Source organism: Brachybacterium sp. GPGPB12 (assembly GCF_038396325.1).
Lineage (GTDB): Bacteria > Actinomycetota > Actinomycetes > Actinomycetales > Dermabacteraceae > Brachybacterium > Brachybacterium conglomeratum.
Window position 1 is genome coordinate 2,601,856 of the sequence record NZ_CP149573.1, and the last position, 14,264, is coordinate 2,616,119.

Annotated in this window: 10 protein-coding genes and 4 pseudogenes; 6 read left to right on the forward strand and 8 right to left on the reverse strand. The window is 73.4% G+C overall.

From position 1 onward, the window contains the following. Window positions 1–84 precede the first annotated feature (84 nt). The 3 genes from WKH84_RS15115 (at window position 85) to WKH84_RS15125 (ending at window position 2,124) form a co-directional block, all read left to right on the forward strand. The gene (locus WKH84_RS15115) at window positions 85–1,362 is read left to right on the forward strand and encodes an ABC transporter ATP-binding protein (protein WP_341856916.1); all 1,278 of its coding nucleotides are present in this window, start codon (window positions 85–87) and stop codon (window positions 1,360–1,362) included. Beyond that, window positions 1,317–1,520: a hypothetical protein gene (locus WKH84_RS15120; protein ID WP_341854241.1), complete on the forward strand. Its 204-nt coding sequence runs from the start codon at window positions 1,317–1,319 to the stop codon at window positions 1,518–1,520. The genes WKH84_RS15115 and WKH84_RS15120 overlap by 46 nt, the downstream gene beginning before the upstream one ends. Before the next feature lie 130 nt (window positions 1,521–1,650). After that, on the forward strand, window positions 1,651–2,124 hold the full coding sequence (locus WKH84_RS15125; RefSeq protein ID WP_341854242.1) for a hypothetical protein: 474 nt from the start codon (window positions 1,651–1,653) through the stop codon (window positions 2,122–2,124). A 35-nt stretch (window positions 2,125–2,159) separates the two neighbouring features. Here the strand turns inward: WKH84_RS15125 and WKH84_RS15130 are convergent, their stop codons facing one another. After that, on the reverse strand, window positions 2,160–2,291 hold the full coding sequence (locus WKH84_RS15130) for a hypothetical protein (protein ID WP_341854243.1): 132 nt from the start codon (window positions 2,289–2,291) through the stop codon (window positions 2,160–2,162). A 687-nt stretch (window positions 2,292–2,978) separates the two neighbouring features. Between WKH84_RS15130 and WKH84_RS15135 the strand changes: the two are divergent. Beyond that, window positions 2,979–4,230: pseudogene (locus WKH84_RS15135) on the forward strand (IS256 family transposase). Between the two features lie 689 nt (window positions 4,231–4,919). Here WKH84_RS15135 and WKH84_RS15140 read toward each other — a convergent pair. From WKH84_RS15140 to WKH84_RS15160, 5 genes and pseudogenes are all read right to left on the reverse strand, one after another. Next, window positions 4,920–5,753 carry a YhgE/Pip family protein gene (locus tag WKH84_RS15140; protein ID WP_341856917.1) on the reverse strand — a complete coding sequence of 278 codons (834 nt, stop codon included), beginning with the start codon at window positions 5,751–5,753 and terminating at the stop codon, window positions 4,920–4,922. Between the two features lie 129 nt (window positions 5,754–5,882). Then, window positions 5,883–8,183: pseudogene (locus WKH84_RS15145) on the reverse strand (YhgE/Pip family protein); the annotation flags it as partial. A gap of 139 nt (window positions 8,184–8,322) precedes the next feature. Then, window positions 8,323–9,225, reverse strand: a pseudogene (gene gluQRS, locus WKH84_RS15150) (tRNA glutamyl-Q(34) synthetase GluQRS); the annotation flags it as partial. Window positions 9,226–9,254: 29 nt separating this feature from the next. Beyond that, window positions 9,255–10,130: a GNAT family protein gene (locus WKH84_RS15155; RefSeq protein WP_341854244.1), complete on the reverse strand. Its 876-nt coding sequence runs from the start codon at window positions 10,128–10,130 to the stop codon at window positions 9,255–9,257. Further along, complete coding sequence (locus WKH84_RS15160) at window positions 10,127–10,936, reverse strand: hypothetical protein (RefSeq protein ID WP_341854245.1); 810 nt, start codon at window positions 10,934–10,936, stop codon at window positions 10,127–10,129. Before WKH84_RS15160 ends, WKH84_RS15155 begins: the two co-directional genes overlap by 4 nt. Before the next feature lie 236 nt (window positions 10,937–11,172). Here WKH84_RS15160 and WKH84_RS15165 point away from each other — a divergent pair, with 236 nt between their 5' ends. Then, window positions 11,173–11,709, forward strand: coding sequence for a peptidylprolyl isomerase (locus WKH84_RS15165; protein WP_070499118.1), 537 nt, complete (start codon window positions 11,173–11,175; stop codon window positions 11,707–11,709). Window positions 11,710–11,901: 192 nt separating this feature from the next. Here WKH84_RS15165 and WKH84_RS15170 read toward each other — a convergent pair whose 3' ends face one another. Continuing rightward, window positions 11,902–12,051, reverse strand: coding sequence for a hypothetical protein (locus WKH84_RS15170; protein WP_341856918.1), 150 nt, complete (start codon window positions 12,049–12,051; stop codon window positions 11,902–11,904). 97 nt (window positions 12,052–12,148) lie between these two features. Continuing rightward, window positions 12,149–12,766, reverse strand: a pseudogene (locus WKH84_RS15175) (VIT1/CCC1 transporter family protein); the annotation flags it as partial. A gap of 512 nt (window positions 12,767–13,278) precedes the next feature. Here WKH84_RS15175 and WKH84_RS15180 point away from each other — a divergent pair. Beyond that, on the forward strand, window positions 13,279–14,220 hold the full coding sequence (locus WKH84_RS15180; protein ID WP_341854246.1) for a rhomboid family intramembrane serine protease: 942 nt from the start codon (window positions 13,279–13,281) through the stop codon (window positions 14,218–14,220). The last annotated feature ends 44 nt before the right edge of the window (window positions 14,221–14,264 follow it).

Genomic DNA, 14,264 nt, shown 5'->3' on the forward strand with positions numbered 1-14,264 from the left:
GATCGGGGTGGGGCGCGCGCGCTCGCGTCCACATCCCTGGACGGCGCCGGCTCCCGCGCCGCGACCGGGCCGCGCGCCCGCCTGCTGCACCACCTCCATCGCCTCAGCCCCGGCCGGGACATCGAGGACCTCGAGGGCGCCGCGACCCCGCTGCTCGAGGACGTGGCGAGCCTGCGCGACCTCGTCGGCCGTGCCGGACCGCGCCTCCTCGGCGCCGTGATCGCACTGGTCACGCTGCTGATCACAGTGCTCGTGATCGCCCCGTCCCTGGCTCCCGTGCCGATCCTGGCCGCGGTCCTCGCCGCCGTGGTCAGCATCCTGACCGGACGCGGCGGGGAACGCCGCGAGACTGCCGCCAGGACGGACGCCGCCGCCCTCGCGGACACCGCCCAGGAGCTCCTCGCCGCGACCCGCACCGTGCAGTCCTACGGCCTCGAGGACCGCGCCGCCAGCACCCTCGCCGAGGTCGGGGCCCGTGCCGCCCGCTCCCGCTCCGCCGCCCGCCGCGGCCGGGTGCTGGGCCTGGCCGCGCACTCCCTCGTCGGCGCGGCCGGTGCGGTCGCCGTGCTCCTGCTCGCCGGGGCGCAGTCCGGGGGACCGAGCGCCGGCGACCTCGTCGTCGTGCTCGCCGCAACCCTCGCCGCGGTCCCCCTGGCCGGCGCGATCGTCCGCTTCCGCGTCGAGATCGCCTCCGCCGTCGCCGCCGCGTCCGGGCTCTCCGACCTCCTCTCCCGCAACGCTGCGATCGGCGAGCCGCCCCGCACCCTCGGCGTCGGCCGCCTGCGCGGCGAGGTCGTGTTCTCCGCGATCACCGCGCACTCGGAGCGCGGCCCCCGCTTCGACGGCATGTCCGTCGTCATTCCCGCAGGTCAGCACGTCGCACTCATGGACCGCAGCGGCGCCGAGGCCTCCGCCCTGCTGTCCTACCTGCTTTCGCGCTTCGACCAGCCCGAGACCGGGCGGGTGCTGATGGACCGCTACGACACCCGCTCCCTGTCGCTGGCGGACCTGCGCGGCGCCCTCGCCGTCGTCCAGCGCGAGCCGGCGCTGTTCTCCGAGACCGTGCGCGAGAACATCCGCGCCGGCCGGCCCGAGGCGGACGACCTGGAGGTCGCCGAGGCCGCACGCCGCGCGGCGCCGACGCCCTCCACTCCGAGTCGCCGAACGGGTACGAGACCCTGCTGGTGCGCCGCGGCGCCGCACTCACCGACGGACGCCGTCGCCGCATCGCGATCGCCCGCGCCCTGCTGCGCGATGCGCCGGTGGTGCCGCTGGACCGCGCCGACGCCGAGCTCGCCCCGCGCGAGCGCGCCGAGGTGCTCGCCGCGCTCGATGCGCTGGTGGAGGGCCGCACCGCGCTGATCCACAGCCGCGACCCCGAGACCGTGCTCGGCGCCGACCGGGTGCTGTGGTTCGAGGACGGGCGCCTCGTCGAGGACGGCCACCCCGATCGTCTCGCCGACGACCCCGACAGCCGCCTGGCGGCCTGGGCGCTGGAGGCCGACGACCCCGAGGCCTGACCCGCGCCCCGCCGGGCACCTGTTCCTCTCGTGCCCTCCATGCCCGCGACACCTCGATGGCACCTGCGGCTGTCACGGTGACAGGGACCCGTCCGGGACCGGCCGCGGCCGCCAGTGGGAGGGAAGCGCAATGATCGTCTCCGTCATCGGTGTGGGATATCTGGGAGCGGTGCACGCCGCCGCGATGGCCGAGCTCGGCCACGACGTGATCGGCCTGGACGTGGACTCAGGCCGCGTCGCGGCCATGCAGGCGGGCCGCGCCCCTTCGACGAGCCCGGCTACGGGGAGATCCTCCGCCGCGGCCTGGCCGCCGGACGCCTCCGCTTCACCACCGACGACGCCGAGATCGCCCACGCCGACGTGCACTTCCTGGGGCTCGGCGACCGCGCAGCGGGCCGACGGATTCGGCGCCGACCTGCGCTCTCTCGAGGCCGTCGTCGCCTCGCTCGCCGCGGTGTCGCCCGCCCGCGGCGGCGCGCCGACCCTGGTCGTCGGCAAGTCCACCGTCCCTGTCGTCGGAGCCGAGGGGAATGGACGGGTGCTGGCGCAGGGCGTACCACTATGCCCATATAGGCATAGAGGTACGCCCTGCGCCATGACCTGACCACGCCCACCGCCACACCCCGTGAGGCGTCACGTTCAGGAGGCGAGAGGGCGGCGGTGCTCCCGTCGGCGGAGGATCGTGAGCAGCAGCTCGGAGGTCCGCTCCCAGTCGAGGAAGACCTGTTCCCAGGTCAGCCTGGTCACGGTGTAGCGGCGGGCCTGCAGCAAGCAGATCCCGTGCCCGGTCCAGGTGGTACTGCCGGGGGTTGTCGTGGAACTGGACGCTGTCGCACTCGATGATCCAGTTCTGGCCGAGCTTCAGATCCACTCGTCCCACGCCCGGAACGACGACCTGAGGCGTGACCGGTACGTGCAGCGACTCGAGCCACCAGCGCACGGCCGTCTCGGTCCCGGACTCGGCGAGCGCGGAGATACGGGCCAGTCGCCTCCGTCGGGAGGAGGCGAGACCGGAGACGATCCGCGCGCCACATCCCAGGTCAGCGGCTCCTTGTTCAGCGCCGATTCGAAAAGGATCGCCGCGTCTCGAACGGGGAGGCACCGGCCGGCATGCTCGAGGGCCAGCTCGAGGTCGGCGACCGGATCGCGATCGGGCCAGCTCCTCATCTCACTGCCGTGCAGGACGAGTGACGTCGACCGGCCGAACTCCGGAAGGGCGCGAGGACGGTAGACGTGCTCGCCGGCGTGGAGAGGGATCCACAGGCCGTGGTGCCGGGCAGCGCTGACGCAGGTCGGCCGCACTCCCTGCCCCAGAAGTGCGACGAGGTCGGCCGCGCCGAGTTAAGTCCCCGATAGTGGTGTAGCGCGGTGGCCCTGTGATCGTCCCGGACAAGGACGCGGCCACCGTGTGATCCTTCGAGTGAACCTCTCACAGCACTCTCGAACGGAGTCATCACGATGACCGCTCCTCACATTGTCGACCCTTCCGGCCTGCTCGGTGAAGCCCTGGCCGAAGCGTCCCCGGATCTGATGCGCGGCTTGCTTCAGGACGTGATCAACACCCTGCTCTCCGCGGACGCGGACGCTGTTGCCGGCGCGGAGTACGGCCGGCCCAGCGCTGGTCGTTCTGCGCGCCGCAACGGCTACCGCCATCGCGACCTCGACACCCGCGTCGGCACGATCGACGTCGCGGTTCCCAAGCTCCGCACTGGCACCTACTTCCCCGAGTGGTCGCTCGAGCGGCGCAAGCGCGCCGAGTCAGCTCTGATCACGGTCGTCGCGGACTGCTATCTCGCCGGTGTCTCCACGCGTCGCATGGACAAGCTCGTGAAGACCCTGGGCATCAACAGCCTTTCGAAGTCGCAGGTCAGCAGGATGGCGGAGTCGTTGGACGAGCACGTCGAGCAGTTCCGCCACCGTCCCCTGGACGAGGCCGGGCCGTTCACGTTCGTCTCCGCCGATGCGCTGACGATGAAGGTCCGTGAGGGTGGGCGCGTGATCAACGCCGTCGTCCTGCTCGCGACCGGCGTCAACGGCGACGGGCACCGCGAAGTGCTCGGCATGCGGGTCGCGACCAGCGAGACCGGAGCCGCGTGGAACGGCTTCTTCGCGGACCTCGTCGCCCGCGGCCTCGCCGGGGTGCGCCTGGTGACCTCCGATGCGCATGCGGGACTGGTGGAGGCGATCGCCGCGCATCTTCCCGGGGCGGCCTGGCAGCGGTGCCGCACCCACTACGCGGCGAACCTCATGGCCGTGACGCCGAAGAGCATGTGGCCGGCGGTGAAGGCGATCTTCGCACAGCGTCTATGACCAGCCCGACGCAGCAGCGGTCAACGCCCAGTTCGACCGGCTCCTGGACTACGTGAGCGAGAAGCTCCCGGCCGTGGCCGAGCACCTCGATGCCGCCCGCGCAGACCTTCTCGCGTTCACGGCGTTCCCGAAGGATGTGTGGGTGCAGATCTGGTCGAACAATCCCACCGAACGGCTGAACAAGGAGATCCGTCGCCGCACCGATTCCGTCGGCATCTTCCCCACCCGCGAGGCGATCGTCCGCCTCGTCGGCGCGGTCCTGGCCGAGCAGACCGACGAGTGGGCCGAAGGACGCCGCTACCTCGGACTGGACGTCCTGGCCCGGCGCCGCCTCAGCCTCGTCCCCGACACCAGCACCGAGGAGGTCACCACAAGCTCCCTGCCCACCCTGACCGCCTGACCCCTTAGCGAAGGATCGCTACACCACTTCCAGGGACTTGACCCGGCGCCGTGCTCCGGACGTACCAGGAGTCCACCCTCTGCATGAGACCGTGTCGAAGGAATCGTCGGCGCGCCGCCTCGTCGATGCCGACAGTGCGCAGGTCTGAGCGATGGATGATCCCGGGTATCTGCATCGCCTCATTACAGCCATGACATGACCGCTGTTGCGGAGCGGGGGCGGCGGTGTGGACGAGGGAGGGCTGTGGAGGGGAGGTGCGGGGAGCCGGACAGGCCGAGGAGCAGGGAACCGGCAGGGGCGGAGCCGGACAGGCCGAGCAAAGAGGGAGCGGGCAGGGACGGCCGGGCCGATGGGGCCTCAGGGCTCGGACCGACGTCGCCGAGGCTCGACGGAGGCCGTCGACCGATAATGCGGCGCCGTGGGTGACCGGGCGGATCGGGGGCGACCGGGCAGGCGAGAGGACCAGTGAGGGCAGGTGCTGGGGTGCCGGGTATTGGCGCAGGGCGTACCACTATGCCTATATAGGCATAGTGGTACGCCCTGCGCCATGACCTGACCACGCTCCCGCCGGGGAACGGGGAACGGGGAACGGGGAACGGGGAACGGGGAACGGGGAACGGGGAACGGGGAACGGGGAACGGGGCACGGGGCACGGGGCACGGGGCACGGGGCACGGGGGAACCGCGCGCCTAGGTGCGGGGCCTGGCCTGTCGGGGCCGACCCGGCGCGGCTGACAGGGCGAAGCGCCGGCGCCTCAGGCGCGGGCGGCGGAGCCCGTGGCGGGCTCCGGCTCCTCCTCGTCCGCGCCGTCCGGCCCGCCCTCGTCCGCGCCGAGCGTGCGGCGTGCGGCGCCGCTGGACGACCGCGCCGAGCGGCCCCAGCACGACGCCGACCACCAGCCAGCCCGACAGCCAGGCGAGGTCCCCGGCCGGGTCGATCCAGCCCCCGCCGATCGCTCCGCGGAAGGCGTCGACCGCATGAGTCATCGGCAGGTACGGGTGGAGCATCTGGAAGAAGCCCGGCAGGGTCGGGACCGGGTAGGTGCCGCCCGCCCCGGAGATCTGCGGCGCGATCAGCACCAGGGCGACGAACTTCCCGACCGGCCCGAACAGGGCGCCGAAGCCGTGGTTCAGGGCGACGAACACCAGCGAGGTCAGCCCCGCGAGCCCGAACATCAGCGGCAGGTCGTCGATGGTGAGGCCGATCAGCCAGTGCAGAGCCCCGACGGCGATCAGCGTCTGGACGAGACCCAGCAGGAAGGCGGGGACGAGCCCGCCTGCCAGCAGTCGCACCGGCCCCGTCCCGCGCGCCATCGCGTCGGAGGAGAACGGCGGCATCATCAGGAAGATCGCCATGCCGCCGACCCACAGGCTGATCGCGAGGAACAGCGGAGCGAGGCCCTCGCCGAAGCGGCCCAGATCGTGCTGGCGCTCGAAGTCCATCTGCACCGCGTCCGAGGCGGTGCCGGCGAGCGCGCGCGCTGCTCTCCTCGTCGGAGTAGGAGGGGACGTCGTCCTTCGCATCGGAGAGGCTGTCGGCGAGCTCGGTCGAGCCGTCGTCGAGCTTCTCGGCGCCGTCGTCGAGGTCGGTCGCGCCGTCGGCGAGCGCGTCGCGCCGTCGTCCACCTGGCGGGCGCCGTCGGCGAGCTCGGCCGAGCCGTCCGCGAGGGTGCCGGCGCCGTCGGCGAGTCGCTGCGCCCCGTCGCGCGCCTCGCCCGTCTTGTCGGCGAGAGTGCCGGCGCCGTCCCTGAGGGTGCCGGTGCCGTCGGCGAGCTGATCAGCGCCGTCGCGGGCCGAGCCGACGCCGTCGGTGTACTGGGTGACGCCGGAGGCGAGGTCCTGGGCGCCGTCGCGGGCGGTGCCCGTCGCGGCGGCGAGCTGGTCCGCGCCGGAGGCGACCTCGCGGGCGCCGGAGTTCAGACGGTGGATGTCCTGCACGCCCTGGTCCAGGGTGCGGTACGCCTCGGGCGGCGCGAGGGCGGCGGTGCGGGCCTGGTCGGCGAGCTCCGCGGCGAGGTCGGAGGCGCTCTGGCCGGGCTCGGCCGACGGGACGGCGGAGGCGAGGTCGTCCCGCGCCTTGCCGAGGTCGCTGCTGAGGGTCGAGGTGTCCTCGGCGATGGTCGAGGTGGTGCCCTCGAGAGCAGCGGCGCCCTCGGCGAGTGCCGAGGTGGTGGTGGAGAGGGTCTCGATGTACTCCTCGATATCGGAGGCGGCGTCGCTCATGCCCTCGGCGGTGTCGGCGACGTCGGTGGAGGTCTCCGCGGCGGTCCGGGTGAGGCGGTCGGCCTCGGCCGCGTCGGCGGTGGCGGTCTTGGCGTCGTCGCGGACCTTCTGCGTGGTGCCGGCGAGCTCCTCCGCCTTCTGGCAGACGGCTGACTCGGCCGCGGAAGGTCGCTCGGCCCCCTCGCCGCCCCCGTCGGACGCCTCGCCGGGGCCTGCGTCGGCCTCGGCGCAGAGTCCTGCGAGCTCGTCGACGCCGTCGGCGAGCTCCCCGGCGGAGCCCTCGGAGGTCTCGGCGGACTGCGCCGAGGTGGAGGTGGCCTCGGCCGCGTCCTGCACGGCCTGGTCGAGCGACTCGATGTCACCGGCGATCGACTCGGCGCCCTCGCGCAGAGTGCGGGCGTCCTGGGCGCGATCGCCCGTGGACTCGTCGAGGTTCCGGGCGGTCTCGGCGAGCTCGCCGGCCTTCTCGTCGAGGCTCTCGGTGGTGGCTGCGATGGTGGCGGCGGCCTCGCCCGGGGCGTCCAGCGGCTCCGGCATCCCGTCGATCGCGCGCTCGAGGTCGTCGATCGCGGTGACCAGGTCCTCGCTCGTGGCCTGGACGCTCTCTTCGGTCACGCCCAGCTCGCGGGCGCGCTCGGCGGCGTCGGTGACGGTCTCGTCCAGTCGCTGGGTGCCGTCGGCGACCTGTCCCGCCCCGCCGGCGAGATCGCTCGCCCCGGTCGCGAGCCGCTCGGCGCCGCCGGCGAGCTCGTCCGCGCCGCCGCGCGGCGGCCGCCCCTTCTCGTCGAGGGTCGCCAGCCCGCCGGAGAGCCGCTGCGCACCGGCGTCGAGGGTCGCGACTCCGTTGCGCGCCGTGACCGCGCCGGAGGTGAGCTGGTCCAGCCCGACCACGAGGTCGAGGTCGCCGGAGTGCAGGTCGACCGCGCCCGCGGCGAGCTCGGCGGACCCGTCCGCGAGCTGGCCGGTGCCGTCGGTGAGCTCAGCCGTGCCGTCGACCAGGTCGCCGGTGCCGTCGTGGAGATCGCTCGCTCCGTCCGAGAGCTCGGCGGCGCCGTCGGCCGCGTCGACGATCCCGTCATGGATCGTCGTGAAGCCGACGTAGATCTTGTAGAGGTACTCCTCGAGCACCGAGGCGCGCGGCGCGTCGGTCAGCGCGGTGCCGACGGACTTGGAGAAGTTGCCGCCGACGTAGTTCACCGAGTCGTTCGTGCTCACGGTGATCATCGCGGGGGCCGCTTCCATCGCGTCGCCGCCGAGGGAGGCGATGTTCTCGGAGAAGTCGGAGGGGATCGTGATGGTGGCGCCGAAGGTGCCGTCGGCCAGGCCGCGCCGCGCCTCGGCGGGGGAGGCCTCCACGAAGTGGTAGAGGTTCTCCTGGTCCTTCTCCAGCAGGGTCTCCGTGAACTCCTTGCCCACGTCGATGTGGGAGACCTCCCCGTCCGGACTCTCCGCGTCCGCGCCGGTGTCCTCGTTCACCACGGCAGCGGTGATGTGGTTCAGGTTGTTGCTCGGGTCGATGAACGACCAGGTCATGTTGCCGGAGTAGACCAGCGGCACGAGGGCCAGTCCGGTCACGAACAGCGCCGCGATCGGCTTCTTCCACTCCCGGGGCAAGCAGGGCGACCGCGCCCCGTCCCGCGGCGGACGCGCCCCGCCCGAGGGCGGCACCGGCGGTGCCGATAGCGGACAGGACGGCGTGCGGCGCGGAGGAGAGCGCGGTGAGGAGAGCACGGAGGTATCGCATCACAGGGCGACGATACATCTGTGTATCGAGTTTTGTTACCCCCTCTGTGATGAAGTGTGGTGGGAGGAACCCGGCCGCTCTCCCCAGCTCCGGTCGGCCGACGGGGGCAGACCCGGCCCGGGCGGCTCAGGCCGGCAGATCCACCAACCACGGCCGACGGGACATCCCTGCCGGGTCCCATGACTCCAGCAGATCGGCCGCGGAGCGGCGACCCGGCGCTCCCAGCGAGTCCCCGATCCGCTCGACGACGTCGGCCGCGCTCTCCCCGGCGGCGAGACGGTCCCGCGGCGTCACCGCGCCGTCGCGCTTGGCCAGTCGCGCGCCCGCGGTGTTCAGCGCGAGCGGGACGTGAGCGTAGGTCGGCTCGGGAAGGCCCAGCAGGTGCGCGAGATGGGCCTGGCGCGGGGCGGAGCTGAGCAGGTCGTCGCCGCGAACCACCTGGTCGACCCCGGCCGCGGCGTCGTCGACCACGACGGCGAGGTTGTAGGCGACCACGCCGTCGCCGCGGCGCGCGACGAGGTCGTCGACCGTGCCGCGGACCTTGCCCTCCCAGAGGTCCTGCACGCTCCACTCCGTCACCTCGGCGCGCGACCGCAGAGCGGGCTCCCGTCGCAGCTCCCGCATCCGCGCGCGGCCGGCCTCGCGCTCGGCGGGGGCGAGGTCACGGCAGGTGCCGGGATAGGCGCCGGGCGGGGCGTGCGGTGCGCTCGGCGCCTCGAGGATCTCCCGCCGGGTGCAGTAGCACTCGTAGACGAGGCCCTGCGCCGTCAGGGAGTCGATCGCGGCCTCGTGGTCCGCGCCGCGCTCCGACTGGCGGACGACCTCGCCGTCCCAGTCGAGGCCCAGCGCTGCGAGGTCCTCCAGCTGGCGGCGCGCGGCGCCCTGTCGCACCCGGTCGAGGTCCTCGACCCGCAGGTGGAAGGCGCGGTCGGTGCGCCGCGCCAGCGCCCAGGCCAACAGGGCGGTGCGGAGGTTGCCCAGATGCAGGTCGCCGCTGGGGGAGGGGGCGTAGCGGCCCGCGCCGGGGCCGGGCGTGGCAGCGAGGCATGAGCCCCAGTCTAGGGAGGAGGGCCGGCGGGGGCGGGTGCCGGCGTGATCAGGTGGTCGCCGACGGGTCCAGCAAGCAGGAGCACGTCGTCGGCGCGTCCTCCGGGCACGGGGCGGCCCGGCGGGGCCGGGCGGAAACCGAGGCGCGCGGCGAGGGCGAGCGAGGCCGTGTTCCCGCGGTCCGTGATCGCGACGATCTCGAACGGGACCGTGCGGTCATCCTGGACTGTGCCGTTGTCCAGGTCTCTGCCGTCGTGCGTGCCCGTGTCGCTGCCCGTCGCGCGGGGGCCGCGCCGTGCTCCCGCAGGCGGCGCTTCGAGCACCGCGCGCATCGCCTCGGTCGCGACGCCGCGACCGGTCACCTCGGGCGAGAGCCGCCAGTACGCGCTCAGCATGGTCCTGGCAGGGGCGGTGGTCGTGGCGCTGGAGCCTTCGTCGACGCCAGGAGCGGGGCCGTGGGTCCGGCGTGCGTCCGTCGCCCGGTCCACGTCGCGCGCGAGCGGGATGAGACCCACCACGCCCAGCAGGCCGACCGGAAGGTCGGCCCCCTCCCGTGCCCGTACGGTCAGGTGGCCCGCCCCGTGGCGCTCCCAGCTCTCGCGCCACTGCGCGAGCACCCAGCGCATCTGGGCCGGGTCGGTCAGCGGCTCCGTCGAGTCCTCGACGAAGGCGCGCGGATCCGCATGGAGAGTGAACAGCTCCGCTTCGTCGGCCTCCGTGACCGGCGCGAGCCGCAGACGCTCCGTCCGGATCCTCCCGACCTCGCGACTGCTCGGTCCGCCGACGCCGCACGCACCACTGTGCTCGCCGGCGTCCCCGGACGCGCCGACGGCGCGGCGCTCCTCGTCCGGGGACGGGATCGCCGCGCCGTCGGGCACGTGCGTCACGCGAGTGGTTCGCGCCGCGGAGGGCCTGGGATCAGGCGTCGCCGCGGTGGTTGCCGCGCTTGTCCTCGTCGGCCGAGCCGGCCTCGGGATCCGAGTCCACCTTGACCTCCTTGGGGGTGGTGTCCCCGCCGTGGGAGTCGCCCTTCAGGGCGGAGGCCACGTCGCCGGCGTCGGCCGAGCCGACGGTGTCGGAGACGGTCGAGGAGTCGGACTCGGTGCCCGCCGAGGCGGGGTAGTGCGCACGGGCGAAGTCCGCGGGCGGCGCCCACGGGTCCTCGACCGGGCGGGTCTTCTGCCAGGCGATGTAGCCCGCGGCGGCACCGGCGGCGGCCAGGCCGAGGATGAGCGAGCACCTTGCCGGCGCGGCCCTTCTTCTTCTGCGGGGTGGGCTCCACGATCGCGGAGCGGATGTCGCCCTGGCCCTTGTCGAGCTCCTTGCGCGCCGCGTCGACGGCGGCCTTGAGCACCGTGCCGGTGGTCTCGGCGGTCTTGCGGGCGCGGGGGAGGTAGTCGTCCTCGAGGTCGTGGCGGAGCTTGTCCGCACGCGGGCCGAGGTTCTGCGAGAGCCTGTCGCCCTGCTCGCGCGGCCTCTGCCGCGCCTCGGGGACGTACTGGCCGTACAGGTCGGTCGCCTTCGAGCGGGCCTCGCGGGCGCCCTCCGACACCACCGGGCCCACCTGGGCCGCGAGCTTCTGCGACTCCTCGACGGCCTTCTGGGCGTTCTGGCTGGACGCGCCAGCCGCCTCGACGGCCTTCGAGGCCTTCTTCTTGGCCTTCTTCGCCTCGGCCTTGGTTCCAAGCGCCATGGGGTTCCCCTTTCGGTCGAATCCGTCGGGTCGGGCCGACGGTGGTCCCTGGGCCGGGACAGCCGACGACTGCCACGACCCGTGTGGCACAACCTTAACGCGACCACCCGGCGGCGTTCACAGCGGATGCGGAGTCGCGGAGGATGTGGCAGGCCGCAGCGATGTGGAGGAGAGGCCCGGTCCGCGCAGCGGCCGTGCGCACGGTCTGCGCACCGGGTCTGTGGGAAGATTGCGCCATGTTCGCAACTCTGCACACCAACCACGGGGACATCCGCATCGAGCTGTTCCCGCACCACGCCCCCAAGACGGTCGAGAACTTCGTGGGCCTCGCCGAGGGCTCCAAGGAGTTCTCCGATCCGGAGACCGGCGAGAAGGTCACCCGTCCGTTCTACGACGGCGTCGTCTTCCACCGCATCATCTCCGGCTTCATGATCCAGGGCGGTGACCCGCTGGGCACCGGCACCGGCGGCCCCGGCTACACCTTCGACGACGAGATCTCCGAGAAGAACTTCAACGAGCCCTACGTCCTCGCCATGGCCAACGCCGGCACTCGCCGCAACGCGCTGACCGGTCGCCCCTCCGGCACCAACGGCTCGCAGTTCTTCATCACCGTCGGCCCCACGCCGCACCTGCAGGGCAAGCACACCGTGTTCGGCGAGGTCGCCGACGAGGACTCCAAGAAGGTCGTCGACGAGATCGCCGCGGTCAAGACCGACATGCGCGACCGTCCCCTCGAGGACGTCGTCATCGAGAAGGTCTCGATCGAGAAGTGATCCGGCGGGCGCCCCGCGCCCCCGGATTCCAACGCCGCCGGCGTCGCCGCACGTGCGGCGACGCCGGCGGCGTCGTGCGTCTCAGGAGAAGGTGAGCGTCGCGGTGATCGGGTCCTCGACCTGCTCGAAGTCCGTATCCAGCACTTGTGTGAAGCGCGGGGAGAGGTGAGCGTCGCGGAGCGCACCGCGCGGTCAGCCGATCGCGACCCCGAGCGCCGCGCCGATCCCGTAGGTGACCAGGAGCGCGAGCACCCCGCCGATGATCGTGCGCACGGTGGCGGTGCGGGCGTCGGCCTGGCCGAGTCGGGCGCTGACCACGCCCAGCAGTGCGAGCGCGACCACGACGGCGACGAGCGTCGCGGGCAGGCGCGAGCACGGGCGGGCTGGCGAGGATCGCGAGCAGCGGGATGATCCCGCCGAGGGTGAAGGAGAGCAGCGAGGCCAGCGCCGCCGACAGCGGTGAGACGACGGTGCCCTGCTCCACGCCGTGGCGGAAGCGGGTGTGGGCGGTGAGCGAGTCGTGGCGCTCCATCGAGTCGGCGACCTCGCCCACCACGTCGTCCGGGATTCCCGACTCGGTGAGCGCCGCGAGCAGGTGCCGGTGCTCCCCGGCGGGGTCGGCGGCGAGGTCGGCGCGGGTGCGCGCGATGAGGGCGCGGTCGGTGTCGCGCTGGGTGGAGACGGAGACGTACTCGCCCATCGCCATGGACAGCGCGCCTGCGACCAGCGAGGCGAGTCCCGCGATCAGCGACCAGCGGATGTCGGTGGTGGCGCCGGCGACGCCGACGGCGAGGCCCGCGACCGAGACGATGCCGTCGTTCGCGCCGAGAACCCCGGCGCGCGCCTGGTTGATGCGGTCCGAGCGCGCGGTGCGGTCCTCGGCGTGATCGCGCGAGACTGCGGTGTGCGTATCCCGGTCGGCCGACGGGGCATGCGCATCGGCGGGGCCGGAGGGCCGCCCGACGGATGGCGCAGGGCGCTCGGCGGACGGCGCACCGCCGTGCGACGCGGTGGGAGTGTCGGTGGAATCGGCGACGGGCGGGCGGCGAGGGGGCATGTCGAGGAGGCTCACGCCCCAACACTAGTCTCTGGACTAAGTCCAATCAAGCAAGGTGAGCCTCGCCTGACCTGCAAGAACGAAGTAAGCGGAGCCTCTCCCGATCGGCGGTCGACAGCGCCTCCGACCCGGTCACCCGCTCCCCGCTCCTTCGCGGAGAGCCGCCGCCCTGTCCTCTGGTCGGGACCCCGCGCCAACGCGCCGGCCAACGCCTCGTCGCCCAGGGCCTCGTCGGTCCGTGCCGCGGCGAGGGCCCCGCCTCGGTCGGGCACGCCGCCGTCGCGAGCCAGGGGCACGACCTGCGCGACGTCCTCTGCTCCCTCGCCCCTCGAGCGCGTCGCGGCCCCCGCGCTGGTGTCCCGGTGCCCGGGGGAGCCTGCGCGCCGAGCGTGCAAGGAGGCGGGCCCCACCTCGGGACGAGCGGCCACCACCTGCTGGCGGAGCCGATCTCGGCGGGCGACGGCGCGCAAGCGCCCCGGCTCCCTCCAGCCGCCCGTGGTGGAATGAGACCCATGGACAGACCCAGCTACGGCTACAGCGCCGCCGACGCCCCACCGCCCCAGGGCCCCGTGGGCAACGGGCCGCAGGAGCGACCGGTGTGCCCGCGCCACCCGGATCGCGTCAGCTACGTGCGCTGCAAGCGCTGCGACCGTCCGGCCTGCCCCGACTGCCAGCGCCCCACCGATGTGGGCGTGCTGTGCGTGGACTGCGAGCGGGAGCTGGCCCGGGCGCAGGCCTCGACCCGGCCCCGCACAGCGATGGGCGGGCGCATGCGCACCGGCGCCCCGGTCGTCACCTACACGCTGATCGCGCTGTGCGTGCTCGCGTATCTCGGGCAGATCCTCGCTCCGCAGATCGTCGAGCGGCTGGGCATCTTCGCCCCCTTCCGGGCGCTCGCGATGCCGTGGACCTTCCTCACCGCGGGCTTCCTCCACGGCGGGATCATGCACCTGGCGCTGAACATGTACGCGCTGTGGGCGATGGGTCAGTTCCTCGAGCGGTCCCTCGGCCCCGCGCGCTTCGCCGCCGTCTACTTCGTCTCGATGCTCGGTGGGCACACGGCGGTGTACGTCCTGGCCGACCCGATGGGGTACTCCTGGCTGACCGGCACCGTCGGCGCGAGCGGCGGCGTGTTCGGCCTGTTCGCCGCGGCGTTCATCGTCAACCGGCGCATGGGTGGGCAGGTCGCGCAGATCGGGGTGCTGATCGCGCTGAACCTGGTGATCACCTTCACCGTCCCCAACATCTCCTGGCAGGGCCACCTCGGCGGACTCCTGCTCGGCGCGGCACTCACCGCGGGGATGTACGCGTCGCGCCCCAAGGCGGTGGCCGGGCAGGACCGGCAGGCGCTCGCCCGCCGCTCCGCGATCACGCACGGCGCGCTGGTGGTCGCCGCCGTGGTGCTGTGCGCGGTGCTCGTGGCGGTCAAGACGGTGCTCCTGCCCGGCCTCTGACCGAGGGCGCGCGCGGCCCGTTCGAGGGCCGACGGCGCACTCCT

What these genes read in the sequence shown, in the direction of transcription:
- WKH84_RS15125 (WP_341854242.1), top strand. Translation starts at nt 1,651, where the DNA reads ATGATCGTCTCCGTCATCGGTGTGGGATATCTGGGAGCGGTGCACGCC.
- WKH84_RS15140 (WP_341856917.1), bottom strand. Translation starts at nt 5,753, where the DNA reads ATGCGAAGGACGACGTCCCCTCCTACTCCGACGAGGAGAGCAGCGCGC.
- WKH84_RS15160 (WP_341854245.1), bottom strand. Translation starts at nt 10,936, where the DNA reads ATGGCGCTTGGAACCAAGGCCGAGGCGAAGAAGGCCAAGAAGAAGGCC.
- WKH84_RS15165 (WP_070499118.1), top strand. Translation starts at nt 11,173, where the DNA reads ATGTTCGCAACTCTGCACACCAACCACGGGGACATCCGCATCGAGCTG.
- WKH84_RS15180 (WP_341854246.1), top strand. Translation starts at nt 13,279, where the DNA reads ATGGACAGACCCAGCTACGGCTACAGCGCCGCCGACGCCCCACCGCCC.